Origin of the sequence: Sphingomonas cavernae, from assembly GCF_003590775.1 — a bacterium.
GTDB classification, from domain to species: Bacteria; Pseudomonadota; Alphaproteobacteria; order Sphingomonadales; family Sphingomonadaceae; genus Sphingobium_A; species Sphingobium_A cavernae.
The window spans coordinates 386,424-405,533 of sequence record NZ_QYUM01000004.1; the positions used below are offsets into that span (position 1 = coordinate 386,424).

Annotated in this window: 12 protein-coding genes and 1 tRNA gene; 11 read left to right on the plus strand and 2 right to left on the minus strand. The window is 63.8% G+C overall.

The features are described from left to right. Positions 1-43: 43 nt before the first annotated feature. Positions 44-766, plus strand: a complete 723-nt coding sequence (locus D3876_RS17200; protein ID WP_119764588.1) for a hypothetical protein — start codon at positions 44-46, stop codon at positions 764-766. Positions 767-969: 203 nt separating this feature from the next. Here D3876_RS17200 and D3876_RS17205 read toward each other — a convergent pair whose 3' ends face one another. Then, positions 970-2,415, minus strand: coding sequence for an 8'-apo-carotenoid 13,14-cleaving dioxygenase (locus tag D3876_RS17205; protein ID WP_119764590.1), 1,446 nt, complete (start codon positions 2,413-2,415; stop codon positions 970-972). A gap of 64 nt (positions 2,416-2,479) precedes the next feature. On the opposite strand from D3876_RS17205, the gene D3876_RS17210 reads away from it, so the two are divergent. From D3876_RS17210 to D3876_RS17230, 5 genes are all read left to right on the plus strand, one after another. After that, on the plus strand, positions 2,480-3,076 hold the full coding sequence (locus tag D3876_RS17210; RefSeq protein ID WP_119764592.1) for a TetR/AcrR family transcriptional regulator: 597 nt from the start codon (positions 2,480-2,482) through the stop codon (positions 3,074-3,076). Positions 3,077-3,178: 102 nt separating this feature from the next. Further along, complete coding sequence (locus D3876_RS17215) at positions 3,179-5,539, plus strand: arylsulfatase (RefSeq protein WP_119764594.1); 2,361 nt, start codon at positions 3,179-3,181, stop codon at positions 5,537-5,539. A 288-nt stretch (positions 5,540-5,827) separates the two neighbouring features. Further along, a complete protein-coding gene (gene rpoB / locus D3876_RS17220; protein WP_119765627.1) occupies positions 5,828-9,976 on the plus strand; it encodes a DNA-directed RNA polymerase subunit beta in 4,149 nt (1,382 codons plus the stop codon). A gap of 174 nt (positions 9,977-10,150) precedes the next feature. Further along, a complete protein-coding gene (gene rpoC / locus D3876_RS17225; RefSeq protein WP_119764596.1) occupies positions 10,151-14,407 on the plus strand; it encodes a DNA-directed RNA polymerase subunit beta' in 4,257 nt (1,418 codons plus the stop codon). Between the two features lie 323 nt (positions 14,408-14,730). Next, positions 14,731-15,567 carry an outer membrane protein gene (locus D3876_RS17230; protein WP_119764598.1) on the plus strand — a complete coding sequence of 279 codons (837 nt, stop codon included), beginning with the start codon at positions 14,731-14,733 and terminating at the stop codon, positions 15,565-15,567. Positions 15,568-15,880: 313 nt separating this feature from the next. On the opposite strand, the gene D3876_RS17235 is transcribed toward D3876_RS17230, so the two are convergent. Continuing rightward, positions 15,881-16,213 carry an SMR family transporter gene (locus D3876_RS17235; RefSeq protein WP_119764600.1) on the minus strand — a complete coding sequence of 111 codons (333 nt, stop codon included), beginning with the start codon at positions 16,211-16,213 and terminating at the stop codon, positions 15,881-15,883. 250 nt (positions 16,214-16,463) lie between these two features. Between D3876_RS17235 and dapB the strand changes: the two genes are divergently transcribed. The 5 genes from dapB to D3876_RS17260 all read left to right on the plus strand — a co-directional run bounded on the left by dapB (position 16,464) and on the right by D3876_RS17260 (position 19,091). Further along, on the plus strand, positions 16,464-17,192 hold the full coding sequence (dapB, locus tag D3876_RS17240) for a 4-hydroxy-tetrahydrodipicolinate reductase (RefSeq protein WP_119764602.1): 729 nt from the start codon (positions 16,464-16,466) through the stop codon (positions 17,190-17,192). Next, positions 17,189-17,863: an endonuclease III gene (gene nth, locus D3876_RS17245; protein ID WP_119764604.1), complete on the plus strand. Its 675-nt coding sequence runs from the start codon at positions 17,189-17,191 to the stop codon at positions 17,861-17,863. The genes dapB and nth overlap by 4 nt, the downstream gene beginning before the upstream one ends. After that, complete coding sequence (locus D3876_RS17250) at positions 17,863-18,243, plus strand: hypothetical protein (RefSeq protein WP_119764606.1); 381 nt, start codon at positions 17,863-17,865, stop codon at positions 18,241-18,243. Before nth ends, D3876_RS17250 begins: the two co-directional genes overlap by 1 nt. A 90-nt stretch (positions 18,244-18,333) precedes the next feature. After that, positions 18,334-18,410, plus strand: a tRNA-Arg gene (locus D3876_RS17255). Continuing rightward, on the plus strand, positions 18,399-19,091 hold the full coding sequence (locus tag D3876_RS17260; RefSeq protein ID WP_147417685.1) for a lysozyme inhibitor LprI family protein: 693 nt from the start codon (positions 18,399-18,401) through the stop codon (positions 19,089-19,091). Before D3876_RS17255 ends, D3876_RS17260 begins: the two co-directional genes overlap by 12 nt. Positions 19,092-19,110: the final 19 nt, after the last annotated feature.

Consider the following 19,110-nt stretch of genomic DNA (forward strand, 5'->3'; position numbering starts at 1 on the left):
ACTTGTCATTGCCCACGCCCGCCATTCGTGCGACCGGCGGGATATGAGCACGACCTTGTTGCGCATCGACCCGCGCTTCCGCGGACCGCCGACGAGCGGAAATGGCGGCTATGTGGCCGGGCTGGTCGCAAGACCACTGGGAGCGACTGGCTGTGTCGTCACATTGAAGGCCCCTCCTCCGCTCGGCGAAGACTTGTGGCTGGACGCAGGCACGGCCGAGGCGAATCTTCTGTACGGCGAAGCGCCGATCGCCACCGCCGTCGCCGCGCCGATCGACATCACGGTGCCAGCTCCGCCGACACATGATGCCGCCGGGCATGCCAGCACGCGCTTCACGGGATTCTGCCAGCACAATTTCCCCGGCTGTTTCGTCTGCGGCCCCGAGCGCGGCGACGGGGACGGTCTCCGCATTTTTCCCGGCAGGCTGGACGACACCGCGCAGCAGGTCGCCGCGCTCTGGATGCCTGATGCGGACCTGTTCGATGATGCAGGGTTACTGCTGCCCGAGTTCGTGTGGGCGGCACTCGACTGCCCCGGCTATTTCGCGGTGCAGGAGCAGGCTGGGCTCGCGGTTCTCGGCCGGATCGGTGCGAACCTCTATCGCGACATCACACGCGAAACGCCCCTCATCGTCACCGGCTGGCCGATCACGAGCGAGGGGCGCAAACATGTAGCGGGCACCGCGCTCCACGACGAACAGGGTACGCTCCTTGCGGCGGCGCTATCGACCTGGATCACGATCGACGCGCCGGCACGCCAGGATTAGGGCATCGAGCGTAAAATGTGCGTCATTATGCCGCTCATCCTGAGGAGCCGTTGAGCTTGGCGAAACGGCGTCTCGAAGGACGCACTGAGTTGGTCCTTCGAGACGGGTCCCTTCGACTGCCTGCCAAGGCAGGCGCTCAGGACATGCTTCGCCAGGCTCAGCCCCTCCTCAGGATGAGCGGTTCTGATTTTACGCTCGAGGCTTTAGCCCGCGGCAGCCACCCAGTTGCCGTGAAAGCCCGGGGGGATGCGGTGCGGAATGTGGATCACCGCCTGCGGATCTCCGCCGAAATCATCGGCCTTGAGAATTTGCAGCTCGGTCGTCTCATTTGGCAGGTCGACGACGAGGCCGATCAGCCAGCCCGCATCCTCCGCAAGTTCGCCAGGCCGGGGCACGAAGACGAACTCGCCGGGATGGCGGCCGGTGCCGAAGTCGTGGGTCGCGACGGTGCCGGTCTCCAGATCGTGCTTGAACAACCGCGTATCGGAGATCGAGAGCCCCTTGCCATCTGACGGCAACGCCATGCTGTAGAGCCAGCGATAGGGCTGCGCCGTCAGTCGCTCGTCATAGCGCGGGAACTCCTGGCCGTGCTCGTGGAGCACATGCCGCTCGACCGTGCGCGCCACCTCATCGATCGTCCAGCGCTCGAGCCGTGATGCGCGCGAGTCCGGCCCCTGCACGCTTTCGGCGAACATCGTTTCATGCGCGACGACGTCCAACACCACGCGCCCGTCGGGCAGTTCGAAGGCGTTGCCGGGATGGAAGACATAGCAGGGATCGACATCGCACCAGATCGTGTCGGCGCCGCTGCCGCCCCGCGGGCAAAGCCCGACGCGCGCGCGATGCTCGGGATTCCATTGATAGGGGAAGCGGTGCCCGGCGAGCAGCGACTTCATCGAGAAGGTGACGGGCAGGTCGAGCACGATCACATAGTTCGCGGTGATCGCGCAGTCATGGATGCTGGGGCCGTGCTGCACCGCAATCGGTTCCTGCCGCACCACGCGGCCGGCCTTGTCGACGACGACGTGCCACACGGTATCCATCGTCGGCGCGTCATAGCAAATGGCATGCAACTCACCGGTTGCGGGATCGAGATGCGGGTGCGCCGAAAAGGGCACGCTGAGCGAGCCGTCAAAGGGGTTGTGCGCGATCGTGTCGAGCGCTTCGGAAAGCTCGACGGGATTGCCGCCCGCCTCGACGATCGCCCAGGTCCGACCGGCATGGCTGATGATGTTGGTATTGGCATTGTCCGAACGCGTGCTGCGTTTGCCGGGGGCGCGCGGCTCGCCCAGCGCGTCGCTCACCGCGTTCGAGCGGATCCAGCGATTGCGATACCACAGCGCCTTGCCGCCCTTCAGCCGCACACCATGCGCCATGCCGTCGCCGGTGAACCAGTGATAATCTGCCGGATTGGGCGCGGTCACGGGATTGGGTCCGATGCGCAGATAGCGGCCGTCGAGCGCTTCGGGGATGCTGCCGGTCACCGCCAGGTCGGCGATCGTTTCCTCGCTCGTCATCGGGCGGTGGATGCCCGTCAGATAGGGGTTGCCACCCTCGGGCTCGGGCAGCCGGGCGCGATTGTGCGACGCGACCATATCGAGCCCCTTGCCCACCGCCGACCGGATTGCTTTTTCGACGCTGCTCGCCACCTGGCTTCTCCTTATTAAGGGAGTCGGGTCTTCACATCCGACTCACAATGTTTACAGTGGAAACATGACAAGCAAAGATAACAGTGTCAACATTGAATTGGCGAAGCGCTATCATCACGGCGACCTACGCGCAGCTTTGATCGCGGCGGGGCTCGAATTGCTTGCGAAACGCTCAGCCGACGACCTCTCGTTGCGCGAAGTAGCGCGGCGTGTCGGGGTGAGCGCCACCGCGGTCTATCGCCACTTCCCCGACAAGCAGGCGCTGCTCTCGGCGCTCGCCGCCGAGGGGATGGAGGAACTCGGCCGCCTCCAGCGCGTGGCGAGCGAAAAAGCGGGCGGTGGCCCGGAAGGTTTCTGCGCCTCGGGCGCCACCTATGTCCGCTTCGCGGTAGAGAACCCCGCGCTGTTCCGCCTGATCTTCGCCTCGGCCCCGCCGGTCAGCCTGCTCGACGCTGAACCCGACAAGGTCGGCCTCGCAATGCGCGGCCTGCGCGAGGACATCGCCGCGCTGATGCCCCCGCACCTCCCCGAAGCGGACCGGCGCGCGGCGGCGCTCCACGCCTGGTCGCTGGTGCATGGGCTGGCGATGCTGATCCTCGACGGGCAGGTGGTCTATGAGCCCGACGACATCGAGCGCGTGATCCGCGCCAGCGATTTCTGATCTCGGTAAAATCCCGCCACGACCTCGGCGCATACCCCGATATCCCGCGCTCCGCATGACGCTTACCCTGACCGCGCCTTCAGAGCTGCAGGAGCGTTCGACATGCCCGTGACCCGCGACGATTTACCTCGCCATATCCTTCCAATGCCCGATCCCAAGCATGTCGGCATCACCGCCTATGACGCGCGCGACCCGGCGACCAAATATCCCCCGATCAAGCCGTTGCGGCCACCCAAGGGCGCGCCGAACGTTCTGATCGTGCTGATCGACGATGCCGGTTTCGGCTCGTCATCGGCGTTCGGCGGGCCGTGCCACACGCCCAATTTCGAGAAGTTGGCGAAGGGCGGGATCAAATATACCCGCTTCCACACCACCGCCTTGTGCTCGCCGACGCGGCAGGCGCTGCTGACCGGGCGCAACCATCATTCCGTCGGCATGGGCGCGATCGCCGAGATGGCGACCTCGGCGCCCGGCAACAGCAGCATCCGCCCCAAGGAGAAAGCGGCGCTGGCCGAGACGATGAAGCATAACGGCTATTCCACCGCGCAAATCGGTAAATGCCATGAAGTGCCGATCTGGGAAATCGGCCCTGTTGGACCGTTCACCCAATGGCCGACCGGATCGGGCTTTGAATATTTCTATGGCTTCGTCGGCGGCGAGGCGAACCAATATTATCCGGGGCTTTACGAGGGCACGACCGCGGTGGAGCCGCCGAAAACGCCGGAAGAAGGCTATACGCTGAACGAGGATCTGGCCGATCGCGCGATCCGGTGGGTCAGCCAGCAAAAGGCGCTGATGCCGGACAAGCCCTTCTTCATGTATTACGCGCCCGGCGCGACGCACGCGCCGCACCATGTGCCCAAGGAATGGTCGGACAAATATAAGGGCAAGTTCGACGGCGGCTGGGACAAGCTGCGTGAGGAAACGATCGCGCGGCAGAAGAAGCTGGGCGTCATCCCCCAGGACGCGGTGCTGACCGAGCGGCATGACGAGATACCGGCGTGGGACGACATGCCGGAGGATCTGAAGCCGGTGCTTCGGCGCCAGATGGAAATCTACGCCGGGTTCATGGAGCAGACCGACCACGAAGTGGGCCGGCTGCTCGATTCACTGGAGGATCTCGGCGTCCTCGACGACACGCTGATCTATCTGATCATCGGCGACAATGGCGCGTCGGCGGAAGGGACGATCAACGGCTGCTTCAACGAAATGACCACGTTGAACGGCATGCCAGCAATCGAGACGACCGAGTTCCTGCTGAGCAAGATCGACGATTTCGGGACGCCCAACGCCTTTAACCATTATGCCGTTGGCTGGGCGCATGCGCTATGCGCGCCTTACCAATGGACCAAACAGGTTGCATCGCATTGGGGGGGCACGCGCAACGGCACCGTCGTTCACTGGCCGAACGGCATCAAGGCCCGGGGCGAGACGCGGACCCAGTTCCATCATGTGATCGACGTCGCCAAGACGATCCTGGATGTGTGCGGCCTGCCCGAGCCGGTGTCCGTCAACGGCATCGCCCAGGCGCCGCTAGAGGGATACAGTATGGTGCCGACCTTCGAGGATGCGAAGGCGGAAGAGACGCACAGCATCCAGTATTTCGAAATCATGGGCAATCGCGGCCTCTATCACGCCGGTTGGACAGCGGCGACCAGGCACCGCACGCCGTGGAAGGCGGACCAGCCATGTCCGCTCGACGATGATGTGTGGGAACTGTACGGCCCCGACGACTGGACGCAGGCGAACAATATCGCCGCGAAGAACCCGGAGAAACTCGCCGAGCTTCAGCGATTGTGGCTGATCGAGGCGACCAAATATAATTGCGTGCCGATAGACGATCGCGGCTTCGAGCGGATCAACCCCGACATCGCCGGACGGCCGCAACTCATCCAGGGCAATTCGCAATTGCTGTTCCCCGGAATGCGTGTGGCCGAAGGCTGCGTGCTCACGCTGAAGAACAAATCCTATTCGGTGACGGCGGACATCGACATGCCCGAAGGCGTGAAAGCCGAAGGCGTCATCATCACCCAGGGCGGCAGCATGGGCGGGTGGACGTTCTATGCCAAGGACGGCAAACTCAAATATTGCTACAACTTCTTCGGCATCGAGCATTATTTCGCCGAAGCCGACCAAGCCATTCCCGCAGGCGCGCACCAGGTGCGGGTCGAGTTCAAATATGATGGCGGCGGGCTGGCCAAGGGCGGCGACTTGACGCTCTTTTATGACGGCAAACCGGTAGGCAAAGGGCGCGTCGATAAGACCCAACCCATGGGCTATTCGTCCGACGAGGCCTGCGACGTCGGCGGCGACACCGGATCGCCCTGCTCACCTGATTATGGCCCCACGGGCAACAAGTTCACGGGCAAGATCAATTGGGTGCAGATCGACATCGGCGACGACGATCACGACCATCTGATAACCGCGGAGGACAAGCTCAAGCTGGCGATGGCGCGGCAATAACATAGGCGGAGCCACGGCCAGGCTCCCTTCCGAGCAACGGAAGAGGGCCTGGCCCACATGGGAAACCCGTTTGGGCCTGCCCCCCTTTGACACCCTCCGCTCCAACTCCTATATCCAACCCATCACCACAGCCGTTCGGGAAATGATGCGCCGTCGCGCAGCGCATCGGACGAATTGGGCGGCCGGGGTTCCACATGACGCTGAAAGCTGCGGTTTTCCGAAAAGGAGGCCTGCGGCTTTTCGGCGTTTTTGCGCGCCTATGTTCTTGAATACGAGGCGAAAATTCACATGGCGACCAAGGCAGCACCGGCGACCGTCAAGAAGCGCATCCGGAAGGTCTTCGGCAACATCCACGAAGTCGTGCAGATGCCGAATCTGATCGAGGTTCAGCGCGAATCATACGAACAGTTCCTTCGTTCGGACCCCAAGACGGGCTATGTCTCGGGTCTTGAAAAGACGCTCCGCTCGGTGTTCCCGATCCGCGATTTCGCGGGCACCGCCGAACTCGACTTCGTCCATTACGAGCTCGAAGAGCCCAAGTTCGACGTGGAAGAGTGCCGCCAGCGCGGCATCACCTACGCCGCCCCGATGCGCGTCACGCTGCGCCTCATCGTGTTCGAGGTGGACCAGGATACCGACACCCGTTCGGTCCTCGATATCAAGGAGCAGGACGTCTACATGGGCGACATGCCGCTCATGACCGGGAACGGCACCTTCTTCATCAACGGCACCGAGCGCGTCATCGTCTCGCAGATGCACCGTTCGCCGGGTGTGCTGTTCGACCATGACCGCGGCAAGACCCACGCCTCGGGCAAATATCTCTTCGCCGCGCGCGTGATCCCGTATCGCGGCTCGTGGCTCGACTTCGAGTTCGACGCCAAGGACATCGTCAACGTCCGCATCGACCGCAAGCGCAAGCTGCCGGTAACGGCGCTGCTTTTTGCGCTCGGCCTCAACTCCGAGGACATCCTCAGCCACTTCTACAACAAGGTTACCTTCGTTCGTGGCGAAGGCGGCTGGGTCATCCCCTTCAACCCCGAGCAATGGCGCGGCCAGAAGCCCGCGTTCGATGTCGTCGACGCGAAATCGGGCGAGGTCATCTTCCCAGCCGGCCAGAAGATTTCGCCGCGCGCCGCCAACAAGGCCGCCAAGGACGGGCTCGAGCAACTGCTGATCCCGACCGAAGAGATTTTCGGCCGCTATTCCGCCTATGACCTGATCAACGAAGCCACCGGCGAGATCTATATCGAGGCGGGCGACGAAGTTTCGCCCGAGAATCTCGAAAAGCTCGACAAGGCGGGCATCGAGAAGCTCGAACTGCTCGACATCGATCACGTCAACACCGGCCCCTGGATCCGCAACACGCTCAAGGCCGACAAGGCCGAGGACCGCGACCACGCGCTTTCGGACATCTACCGCGTCATGCGCCCCGGCGAACCGCCGACGCGCGAGACCGCCGAAGCGCTGTTCGCCGGCCTGTTCTTCGATCCCGAGCGCTATGACCTTTCGGCCGTGGGTCGTGTAAAATTGAACATGCGCCTCGACCTCGACGCCGAGGACACCGTCACGACGCTCCGCACCGAGGACATCCTCGCGGTCGTCAAGACGCTGGTCGACCTGAAGGACGGCAAGGGCGAGATCGACGACATCGACAATCTCGGCAACCGCCGCGTCCGTTCGGTGGGCGAGCTGCTCGAGAACCAGTACCGTATCGGCCTGCTCCGCATGGAACGTGCGGTGAAGGAGCGCATGAGCTCGGTCGACGTGTCGACCGTCATGCCCAACGACCTGATCAACGCCAAGCCCGCGGTCGCCGCGGTGCGCGAGTTCTTCGGTTCGTCGCAGCTCTCGCAGTTCATGGACCAGACCAACCCGCTGTCGGAAGTCACCCACAAGCGCCGCGTTTCGGCGCTCGGGCCGGGCGGCCTCACCCGCGAGCGCGCGGGCTTCGAGGTCCGCGACGTCCACCCGACGCACTATGGCCGTATCTGCCCGATCGAAACGCCCGAAGGCCCGAACATCGGTCTGATCAACAGCCTCGCGTCGTTCAGCCGCGTCAACAAGTATGGCTTCATCGAAACGCCGTACCGCAAGGTCATCGACAACAAGGTGACGAGCGACGTCGTCTATCTGTCGGCGATGGAAGAGGCCAAGCACACGATCGCGCAGGCCAACGCCGAGCTCAACAAGGACGGCAGCTTCACCGAAGAGCTGATCTCCGCGCGTGAAGCGGGCGAATTCCTGATGGCGCCGCGCGATCACATCACGCTGATGGACGTGTCTCCGAAGCAGCTCGTTTCGGTCGCGGCCTCGCTGATCCCGTTCCTCGAGAACGACGACGCGAACCGCGCGCTCATGGGCTCGAACATGCAGCGTCAGGCCGTGCCGCTGGTGAAGGCGGAAGCGCCCTTCGTCGGCACCGGCATGGAAGAGACGGTGGCGCGCGATTCGGGCGCTGCGATCGGTGCACGCCGTTCGGGCATCGTCGACCAGGTCGACGCGACGCGTATCGTCGTTCGCGCGACGGGCGAGGTCGAGGCCGGCAAATCGGGCGTCGACATCTACACGCTGATGAAGTTCCAGCGTTCGAACCAGAACACCTGCATCAACCAGCGTCCGCTGGTGAAGGTGGGCGACGTGGTGAACGAGGGCGACATCATCGCCGACGGTCCGTCGACCGAGCTGGGCGAGCTCGCGCTCGGCCGCAACAGCCTCGTCGCGTTCATGCCGTGGAACGGCTACAATTATGAGGACTCGATCCTCATTTCCGAACGCATCGTGAAGGACGACGTCTTCACCTCGATCCATATCGAGGAGTTCGAGGTCATGGCCCGCGACACCAAGCTCGGGCCCGAGGACATCACGCGCGACATCCCGAACGTCGGCGAGGAAGCGCTGCGCAACCTCGACGAGGCGGGCATCGTCTATATCGGCGCCGAAGTGGAGCCGGGCGACATTCTGTGCGGCAAGATCACGCCCAAGGGTGAATCGCCGATGACGCCGGAGGAAAAGCTCCTTCGCGCGATCTTCGGTGAAAAGGCCTCGGACGTCCGCGACACCTCGCTCCGCCTGCCCCCGGGCGTTGCGGGCACGGTGGTCGAGGTCCGCGTGTTCAACCGCCACGGCATCGACAAGGACGAGCGCGCGATGGCGATCGAGCGCGAGGAGATCGAACGTCTGCGCAAGGACGCCGACGACGAGCGCGGCATTCTGAACCGCGCTTCGTGGTCGCGCCTCAAGGACATGCTCGTTGGTCAGGTCGCAACCGCGGCGCCCAAGGGCATCAAGAAGGGCAGCGAGATCACCGAGGAGCTCCTCGAAGAGGTCGAGCGTCACGAATGGTGGAAGTTCGCGGTCCAGGACGACAAGCGTCAGGCCGATCTCGAAGCCGTCAAGGCGCAGTATGACGAGGCCGTGAAGCTCATCAACGAGAAGTTCGAGGACCGTCGCGAGAAGCTCGAGCGCGGCGACGAACTGCCCCCGGGCGTGCTCAAGATGGTCAAGGTCTTCGTCGCGGTGAAGCGCAAGCTGCAGCCGGGCGACAAGATGGCCGGCCGTCACGGCAACAAGGGCGTCATCTCGCGCATCCTGCCCGCGGAAGACATGCCCTTCCTCGAGGACGGCACCCCTGTGGATCTCGTGCTCAACCCGCTGGGCGTGCCTTCGCGCATGAACGTCGGGCAGATCTTCGAGACGCATCTGGGCTGGGCCGCGCGCGGCCTTGGCCGTCAGATCACCGAGGCGCTGGAAACATGGCGTGAGGCCAATCCCAACCCCGAGGCCGGCTCGCCGCCGACCGCGGTGGTCGATCGCCTCAAGACCGTCTACGGCGAGCAGTATCACGCCGAGATCGAGGCACGCACGACGCCGCAGGTGATCGAGCTTGCCGAGCATCTGAAAAACGGCGTGCCGATGGCGACCCCGGTGTTCGACGGCGCCCGCGAAGCGGACGTGGCGAACATGCTGGCGCTTGCCGGCCTCGACACCTCGGGTCAGGTCGAGCTGTTCGACGGTCGTACGGGCGACATGTTCGACCGCAAGGTGACCGTGGGCTACATCTACATGCTGAAGCTCCACCACCTTGTCGACGACAAGATCCACGCGCGTTCGATCGGCCCCTACTCGCTCGTCACCCAGCAGCCGCTGGGCGGCAAGGCGCAGTTCGGCGGCCAGCGCTTCGGTGAGATGGAGGTCTGGGCGCTGCAGGCTTATGGTGCGGCGTACACGCTCCAGGAAATGCTCACGGTGAAGTCCGACGACGTCGTCGGCCGCACCAAGGTCTACGAAGCGATCGTCAAGGGCGACGACACCTTCGAGGCTGGCATTCCCGAGAGCTTCAACGTGCTCGTCAAGGAAATGCGCTCGCTCGGCCTCAATGTCGAACTGACCTCGATCGTGGATCAGGACGACGGCGACATCGCCGAAGCCGCGGAGTGATTTGAACAATGAGCCCTCTCCCGCCTTCGCGGGAGAGGGTTGGGTGAGGGTCTTCTTCTTCCTTCTGCTGATTGAATCCGAAGGAAGAAGAAGACCCTCACCTCCCTCCGGCTCCGCCGGCGGGTCCCTCCTCTCCCGCGAAAGCGGGAGAGGGTCAAAATGAGGGAACTGAGAATGAACGAACTGACCAATTTCGCAAATCCGATCGCGAAGGCCGAGACCTTCGACCAGATTCAGATCGGCATCGCTTCGCCCGACCGCATCCGTTCGTGGTCCTTCGGTGAGATCAAGAAGCCCGAGACGATCAACTACCGCACGTTCAAGCCCGAGCGCGACGGCCTGTTCTGCGCGCGCATCTTCGGCCCGATCAAGGATTACGAGTGCCTGTGCGGCAAGTACAAGCGCATGAAGTACAAGGGCATCGTCTGCGAAAAGTGCGGCGTCGAGGTTACCGTCTCGAAGGTTCGCCGCGAGCGCATGGGCCATATCGAGCTCGCCGCGCCCGTCGCGCACATCTGGTTTCTGAAGTCGCTGCCGTCGCGCATCGGCCTGCTGCTCGACATGCAGCTTAAGCAGCTCGAGCGCGTCCTCTATTTCGAAGCCTATATCGTGATCGAGCCCGGCCTGACGCCGCTCGAGAAGTTCTCGCTCCTCACCGAGGACGAGCTGCTCGACGCGCAGGACGAATATGGCGAGGACGCCTTCACCGCCGGCATCGGCGCAGAAGCCGTGCGCCGCATGCTCGAGGAACTCGACCTCGAGGGTGAGCGCAAGGACCTGCTCGAAGAGCTGGCCGTCACCAAGTCCGAGCTGAAGCCCAAGAAGATCATCAAGCGCCTCAAGGTCGTTGAAAGCTTCCTTGAATCGGGCAACCGCCCGGAGTGGATGATCCTCGAGGTGATCCCGGTCATTCCGCCCGAACTGCGCCCGCTGGTGCCGCTCGACGGCGGCCGCTTCGCGACTTCGGATCTGAACGACCTCTATCGTCGCGTCATCAACCGTAACAACCGCCTCAAGCGCCTGATGGAGCTGCGCGCGCCGGACATCATCGTCCGCAACGAAAAGCGCATGCTGCAGGAAGCCGTCGACGCGCTGTTCGACAACGGTCGTCGTGGTCGCGTGATCACCGGCGCCAACAAGCGTCCGCTGAAGTCGCTGTCCGACATGCTCAAGGGCAAGCAGGGCCGCTTCCGTCAGAACCTGCTCGGCAAGCGCGTCGACTATTCGGGCCGTTCCGTGATCGTGACCGGTCCCGAACTCAAGCTGCACCAGTGCGGCCTTCCGAAGAAGATGGCGCTCGAACTGTTCAAGCCCTTCATCTACGCCCGCCTTGACGCCAAGGGTCTGTCGATGACCCTCAAGCAGGCGAAGAAATGGGTCGAGAAAGAGCGCAAGGAAGTCTGGGACATCCTCGACGAGGTGATCCGCGAACACCCGGTTCTGCTGAACCGCGCGCCGACGCTCCACCGTCTGGGCATCCAGGCGTTCGAGCCCGTGCTGATCGAGGGCAAGGCGATCCAGCTTCACCCGCTGGTCTGCTCGGCGTTCAACGCCGACTTCGACGGTGACCAGATGGCGGTGCACGTTCCCCTCTCGCTGGAAGCCCAGCTCGAGGCGCGCGTGCTGATGATGTCGACCAACAACATCCTCAGCCCCGCCAACGGCAAGCCGATCATCGTCCCCTCGCAGGACATGGTCCTCGGCCTCTATTATCTGTCGATGCTGAAGGAAGGCGAGCCCGGCGAGGGCATGCTGCTTTCGGACATGGCCGAGGTGCACCAGGCGATCAACGCCGGCGCCGTGACGCTGCACACCAAGGTGATCAGCCGCGTTCCGCAGACCGACGAGGAAGGCAACCAGTACCTCAAGCGCTACGAGACGACGCCGGGCCGCATGCTGCTCGGCGAGTGCCTCCCCAAGAGCCACAAGGTCCCCTTCGAGACCGTCAACCGCCTTCTCACCAAGAAGGACATCGGCGACGTGATCGACGAGGTCTATCGTCACACCGGCCAGAAGGAGACCGTGCTGTTCGCCGACGCGATCATGGCGCTCGGCTTCCGTCACGCGTTCAAGGCGGGCATCTCGTTCGGCAAGGACGACATGATCATCCCCGGCGAGAAGGTGGCGCTGGTCGACGAGACCCGCGAGCTCGTGAAGGATTACGAGCAGCAGTATCAGGACGGCCTGATCACGCAGCAGGAAAAGTACAACAAGGTGATCGACGCGTGGTCGCGTTGCGGTGACCAGGTTGCTGCGGCGATGATGAAGGAAATCCAGGCGGTCAAGAAGGACGAGGAGACCGGCCGCGAAAAGCCGATCAACGCGATCTACATGATGGCGCACTCCGGTGCGCGTGGTAGCGCCGCGCAGATCAAGCAGCTCGCGGGCATGCGCGGCCTGATGGCCAAGCCTTCGGGCGAGATCATCGAGACGCCGATCATCTCGAACTTCAAGGAAGGGCTAACCGTCCTTGAATACTTCAACTCCACCCACGGCGCCCGCAAGGGTCTGGCCGACACCGCGCTCAAGACGGCGAACTCGGGTTACCTGACCCGTCGTCTGGTCGACGTCAGCCAGGATTGCGTCGTCATCGAAGAGGATTGCGGCACCAGCCGCGCCCTCGAGATGAAGGCGATCGTCCAGGGCGGTTCGACCATCGCGTCGCTCGGCGAGCGTATCCTTGGTCGCACCACCGCGGAAGACGTCGTCGATGCCAAGACCGGCGAAATCGTCATCCCTTCGGGCACCTTGCTCGACGAACCGATGATCGCGCAGATCGAAGCGATCGGCATCCAGGGGATGAAGATCCGCTCGCCTCTGATCTGCGAAAGCAAGCAGGGCGTCTGCGGCAAGTGCTACGGGCGTGACCTCGCACGCGGTACGCCGGTGAACATCGGTGAAGCCGTCGGCGTCATCGCGGCGCAGTCGATCGGTGAGCCGGGCACGCAGCTTACGATGCGTACCTTCCACATCGGTGGTGCGGCGCAGCTCAACGAGCAGTCGAACCTCGAAGCGGTTTCGGATGGCTCGGTCGAGTACCGTGATCTCCGCGTGATCGTCGACAAGCGCGACCGCCGCGTCGTTCTGGCCCGTTCGGGCGAGCTGGCGATCATCGACAGCGAAGGCCGCGAGCGTGCGGTGCACCGCATCCCCTACGGCGCCTATGTCCTTGTCGACGACAAGGCGAAGGTCACCAAGGGCGACCGGTTGGCCGAGTGGGATCCGTTCACCATGCCGGTGATCACCGAGAACCCGGGTGTCGTGAAGTATCAGGACCTGATCGACAGCAAGACGCTGACCGAGCAGACCGACGAAGCCACGGGTATCGCCCAGCGCGTCGTGATCGAATATCGTGCGCCCACGCGCTCGAAGGAAGATCTCCGTCCGCGCCTGACGCTGCTCGACGCCAATTCGGGCGAGGCCGGCCGCTACATGCTGACCCCGGGCACCACGCTCTCGGTCGAGGATGGGGCGGAAGTCCATGCCGGTGACGTGCTGGCGCGCGCCAGCCGCGAAGCCGCCAAGACCCGCGACATCACGGGCGGTCTGCCGCGCGTGGCCGAGCTGTTCGAGGCGCGCAAGCCCAAGGAAAACGCGATCATCGCGAAGGTCTCGGGCCGCGTCGTCTTCGGCAAGGACTACAAGGCCAAGCGCAAGATCGGCATCCAGCCCGAGGACGGTGGCGAGGTCGTTGAGTACCTCATCCCGAAGTCCAAGGTTATCGACGTGCAGGAAGGCGATTACGTCAAGCGCGGCGACAACCTGATCGGCGGCTCGCCTGATCCGCATGACATTCTCGAGGTGCTCGGTATCGAGCCGCTCGCGGAATATCTCGTGTCGGAAATCCAGGAAGTCTATCGACTCCAGGGCGTGAAGATCAACGACAAGCACATCGAGACGATCGTTCGCCAGATGCTGCAAAAGGTCGAGATCACCGATGGCGGCGACACCACGCTGCTGGCGGGCGAGCAGGTCGATCGCGAGGAGATGGACGAGATCAACGAAAAGCTGCAGCCGGGCTTCCAGCCCGCGCAGGGCAAGCCGGTGCTGCTCGGCATCACCAAGGCTTCGCTCCAGACGCGCAGCTTCATCTCGGCCGCGTCCTTCCAGGAGACCACGCGCGTCCTTACCGAGGCTTCGGTCCAGGGCAAGAAGGACACGCTGATGGGCCTCAAGGAGAACGTGATCGTCGGACGTCTCATCCCCGCCGGTACCGGCGCGGGTCTGAACCGTCTGCGCGTCACCGCCACCAGCCGCGACGCCGCACTTCGCGCATCGCAGCGCACCTGGCAGGAAAGCCTCATCGCGCCCGCTTCGGCGGCCGAAGAGCACGCTGCCGAGCTGCGTCAGCCGGTTGAGGCCGATACGGGCGATGATCCGCTCGCGGTCGTCGTCGCCGACACCGACGGTGAGGACGGCGCCGAAGTGTAAGCCTTTTGCCTCGCGGCAAAACAGGAAGCCCCGCCGAAGCAATTCGGCGGGGCTTTTTTGTGTCGATCGTCGGCCCCGTCCGCTCGTCCTGAGGAGGGGCTGAGCGCAGGCGAAGACCCGTCTCGAAGGACTTTGCACAGTGCGTCCTTCGAGACGCCGTTTCGGCTTCGCTCAACGGCTCCTCAGGATGAGCGGCTTTCTGTAGCCAAGCCCCCATATTCAGCCCCCGTTCAGCCCCCGGACGCCTTTTTCGCGCGCATGCGGGCGGAACGACGGCAATCAGCCGCAGTCGCGCGCCTGTTCGTTAAAGGGGTCATCTCATCATGAAATCCATATGCCGTTTCGCGCTCGCGTTCGCCCTGTCCGGCGTCGCCACCTCCCCCGCCCTCGCCCAGAGCAATGACGACGAAGTCTGGACCGGCCCCTATGTCGGGCTCCAGGCCGGCGCGCGCTACGCCAGCGGCGCATCGAACGAGACGCTCGTCTTCGACAAGGATCTCGACGGCCAGTATGACGACATGATCGCCACCGCCGCCGCGCCGACGGTCGATCTCTTCGCGCCAGGCTATTGCGACGGCCGCGCCGCCGGCGACCGCGTCGGCGCGGGCTGCTTCAAGGACAAGGACAAGTTCGATATCGCCGCCCATGCGGGCTATGACAAGCAGTTCGGCAATTTCGTCGTCGGGCTCGTCGCCGAATATCGCTATCCTGGCCTGACCGACAGCGTCTCGGGCTTCACCAGCACGCCCGACGCCTATGTCTTCCGCCGCAAGCTGGAGCACGAGCTGGGTCTGCGCGCCCGCGCCGGCGTCGCGGCAGGCAATGCGCTGTTCTACGTCACCGGCGGCGGCGCTTGGGGCAAGTTCAAAAGCGACTTCATCACCAGCAACGACGACAGCAAATTCGTCGGCAGCGGCAAATCGGCGGCCTGGGGCTGGAAAGCCGGTGCGGGCGTCGAGCAGAAGCTGACCCCCTATATGTCGCTCGGCGTGCAATATCTCTACACCAAGCTCAGCCCCAAGGATTTCACGGTCCGCGCGTCGGGCGGAACCGCGGGCAATCCCTTCATCACCGCCAATGCCGCGGGCACCGACATCCGCCGCTCGGGCAGCGACTTCTCAAGCTCAACCTTCGCGGCGACGCTCAACTGGCGGTTTTGATGTGATCGCGAGGGGCCGGCTGACTGGCCAGCCCTTCGCATGTCTGCCGAGCGGTGGTTAGCGGACGTCTCGAACTCCCTCTCCCTCAAGGGAGAGGGTTGCGCAGACTTGGCGGCTGTGCCGCCTAGTCGGAGCTGGGTGAGGGGGAGTAAGTCAACGGCAACGCACGACTCCCGAGCTTCCGGCCCCTCATCCAACTCCGCCTAGCTGCGCTCACGCGCATCAAGGCTCCGTATCCTTCTCCCTTGAGGGAGAAGGTCTCCTTTTGGTCGTGAGCGGCCATAAGGCAACAGGGTCGCGGCGCGGGCTGCCGCTAATGCCCTGCCGACTGCGAAAACAGGTTGATCACCGCCACCCCGGCAATGATGAGCCCTATCCCGGCCATCCCCGCTAGGTCGATCTTCTGGCCGTAGAGCGCCCACGCGACGCCCGTTACCAGGATGATCCCGACCCCCGACCAGATCGCGTAGGATATGCCGACCGGGATCGTCTTCAGGGTCAGTGACAGCGCGTAGAAGGCAACGCCATAGCCGATTGCAACGATCACACTTGGGCCAAAGCGCGTGAAACCTTCGGATGCCTTGAGCGCAGAGGTCGCGATCACCTCCGCCACGATCGCGATGCCCAGGTAGATATATGCGTTCATGCCATGGTTGAAGCAGCCTCTCCGGCATCGGGCAAGAGCGATCCGGGCCGTCCGCGCGGCGTCTGTCCTACATCCGCCCTTGCTGCCATGTTTGCCGCAGGCGCGATTCGGCATCCCCAAAAGGGAAGCCGAATCAACATGCGCGTTTGTGGGAAGTTTGCGAAGCTAAGCGAAGTTAAGGGCACCGCCGGGCGTGGACAGGCGCATCCGCCTCGCTCATAGCCGGCCGCGAAAGGACGGGTTCAGGAGCATGACGAAAATCGGGATTTACGGCAGCGAAGGGCGCATGGGCCAGGCCATCCGCGATGCGATCGGCGCAGCGGGCGCGGATTATGCGGGCGGCGTCGATGCGGGCGGCGATCCGATGGCGCTGGCGCGCGAGGCCGATGTGCTGGTCGATTTCTCGGTGCCGTCGGCGCTGGTCGGCAATCTCGGCGCCGCGGTCGCGGCGGGCAAGCCGATCGTGGTGGGCACCACGGGGCTCAGCGCCGACGATCTGCAGAATGTCGACGATGCCGCGCAGCATGTCGCGGTGCTCCAGACGGGCAATACCTCGCTCGGCGTCACGCTGCTCTCCGCGCTCGTGAAGCAGGCCGCCGCGCGGCTCGGACCCGACTGGGACATCGAAATCGTCGAAATGCATCATCGCCACAAGGTCGATGCGCCTTCGGGCACATCGCTGCTGCTCGGGGCAGCAGCAGCCGAAGGGCGCGGCGTCGATCTCGCCACGCACAGCGATCGCGGCCGCGACGGTCTGACCGGCGCGCGCAAGGAGGGCCAGATCGGTTTCGCTGCACTCAGGGGAGGCTCGGTCGCGGGCGATCACATGGTGATCCTGGCAGGCAATGGCGAGCGCATCGAGCTGGGCCACCGTGCCGAAAGCCGCGCAATCTTCGCACAAGGCGCAGTCAGGGCGGCGCTCTGGCTCGCGGGCAAGCCCGCCGGGCGCTACCGGATGGCGGACGTGCTCGGGCTGTGAAGAAGGCCGATATCGTCGAGTTCTTCGCGCGGCTGGCCGAGGACAATCCGGCGCCCGAGACCGAACTCGAATATGTGAACAATTTCACGCTGCTCGTCGCCGTCGTGCTGTCGGCGCAGGCAACCGATGTCGGCGTCAACAAGGCGACGCGCCGGCTGTTCCAGGAGGTGCAGACGCCCGAAGCGATGGTCGCGCTCGGCGAAGACGGGCTCAAGGAGCATATCAAGACCATCGGCCTGTTCAACGCCAAGGCGAAGAACGTCATCGCGCTCTCCGAACAATTGATCTCCGAGCATGGGAGCGAAGTGCCCGCCGATCGCGATGCCCTCGAAAAGCTCCCCGGCGTCGGGCGCAAGACCGCCAATGTCGTGATGAACAGCGCCTTCGGTGCCGAAACCTTCGCGGTCGACACGCATATCTTCCGCGTGGGCAACCGCACCGGCCTCGCGCCCGGCAAGACCCCGCTCGCGGTCGAGAAGAAGCTCGAAAAAGCGGTCCCCCAGCCCTTTCGCCTCCACGCGCATCACTGGTTGATTCTGCACGGCCGCTATGTCTGCAAGGCGCGCACGCCCGAATGCTGGCGCTGCAAGGTCGCCGATCTCTGCGCGTTCAGGCCCAAGTCATCTCCACCGAAGCAAACTCGCCGAGCAAAAACCCAAGGAGACATCTGATGCGCGCGCTCGTCGCTGTTGCCGCCCTCGCCCTGCTCACGACCGGCGGCTCGGTTCAGGCGAAGAAGGATCGCAATGCCGTGCCCCCAGCCACGCCCAGTGGCAAAGCGGTGAGTTGCGTCACGCTCAATCAGATCCGCGAGACGCGCGTGCACGGTGACAAGGTCATCGATTTCCACATGACGGGTGGCAGGGTATATCGAAACGAACTGCCCTATTCGTGCAGTTCGCTCGGTTTTGAGGAGCGGTTTTCCTACAAGACTTCGCTCAATCAGCTCTGCTCGACCGACATCATCACCGTGTTGCGTACGCCCCCCTCGATCCCGGGCCCGAGTTGCGGTCTTGGCCAATTTCAGCCGGTGGACATCGCCAGGAAGTGATTGGCCCAAGAGGTGATTGGGGGCGACGAAACCCCTCGCCAAGCGCAATCGGCTTTGCTAAGCGCGCTTTACACGCTGTGAAGCGCGTACGCACCCATAGCTCAGCTGGATAGAGCGCTGCCCTCCGAAGGCAGAGGCCAGAGGTTCGAATCCTCTTGGGTGCGCCAATCCCTGAAGACCTCAGAAAATCAGCCATTCCTAAAAACACCCGACAGAAATATGTTGGGCAATCGATGGCAAAATGGGTGGTTAGAGGCCCTGGCAATTGGAAGAACGCCATGACGCTGGTTGCGGCGCTGGTCTTCTGGGCACAAGCAGCGGTCCCGCCGCCGCAAGAGCAACTCCAGGCGAATTGCGCCGCTCCGGCATACGCCACCGACATGCTGGTATGCGACGATTACGATCTCAGAGCGCGCGATGCCGAAATGGGTGCGATGCTCACCCAACTCGACGCGACGCCGGTCACGGGTCTGCCGCCCTTGATCGAGCCGCAGGCTGAATGGTTCAAGCGCCGCAGTCGGTGCGCGTTTAAGGAGAATCATCGTCAATGCACCGCCGATGCCTATGAGGAGCGCACCATCCTGCTCCGCACACTGCTCGAACCCGACGGCGCGGAGGCGCCGCGCTACCGGTGCGCGGCTTCGTGGCTGCCTGAGGGCGCGGAGGCGCGCATCCTGCGCAAACGCGCGCTCGTCATCTGGTCGAAGGGAAAACGGATCGGCGTCGCAATGCAACGCTTCGAACATTCGGACTGGCGCCCCTATGCATTGCTCGAAGGCACGTTCGAGCAGCCCGAAGTGGTGGGCTCAGGAACGTCTAAAATGAAGTGCATTGGCATATCGCATTGAACGGTGACTTCCGGCCGTA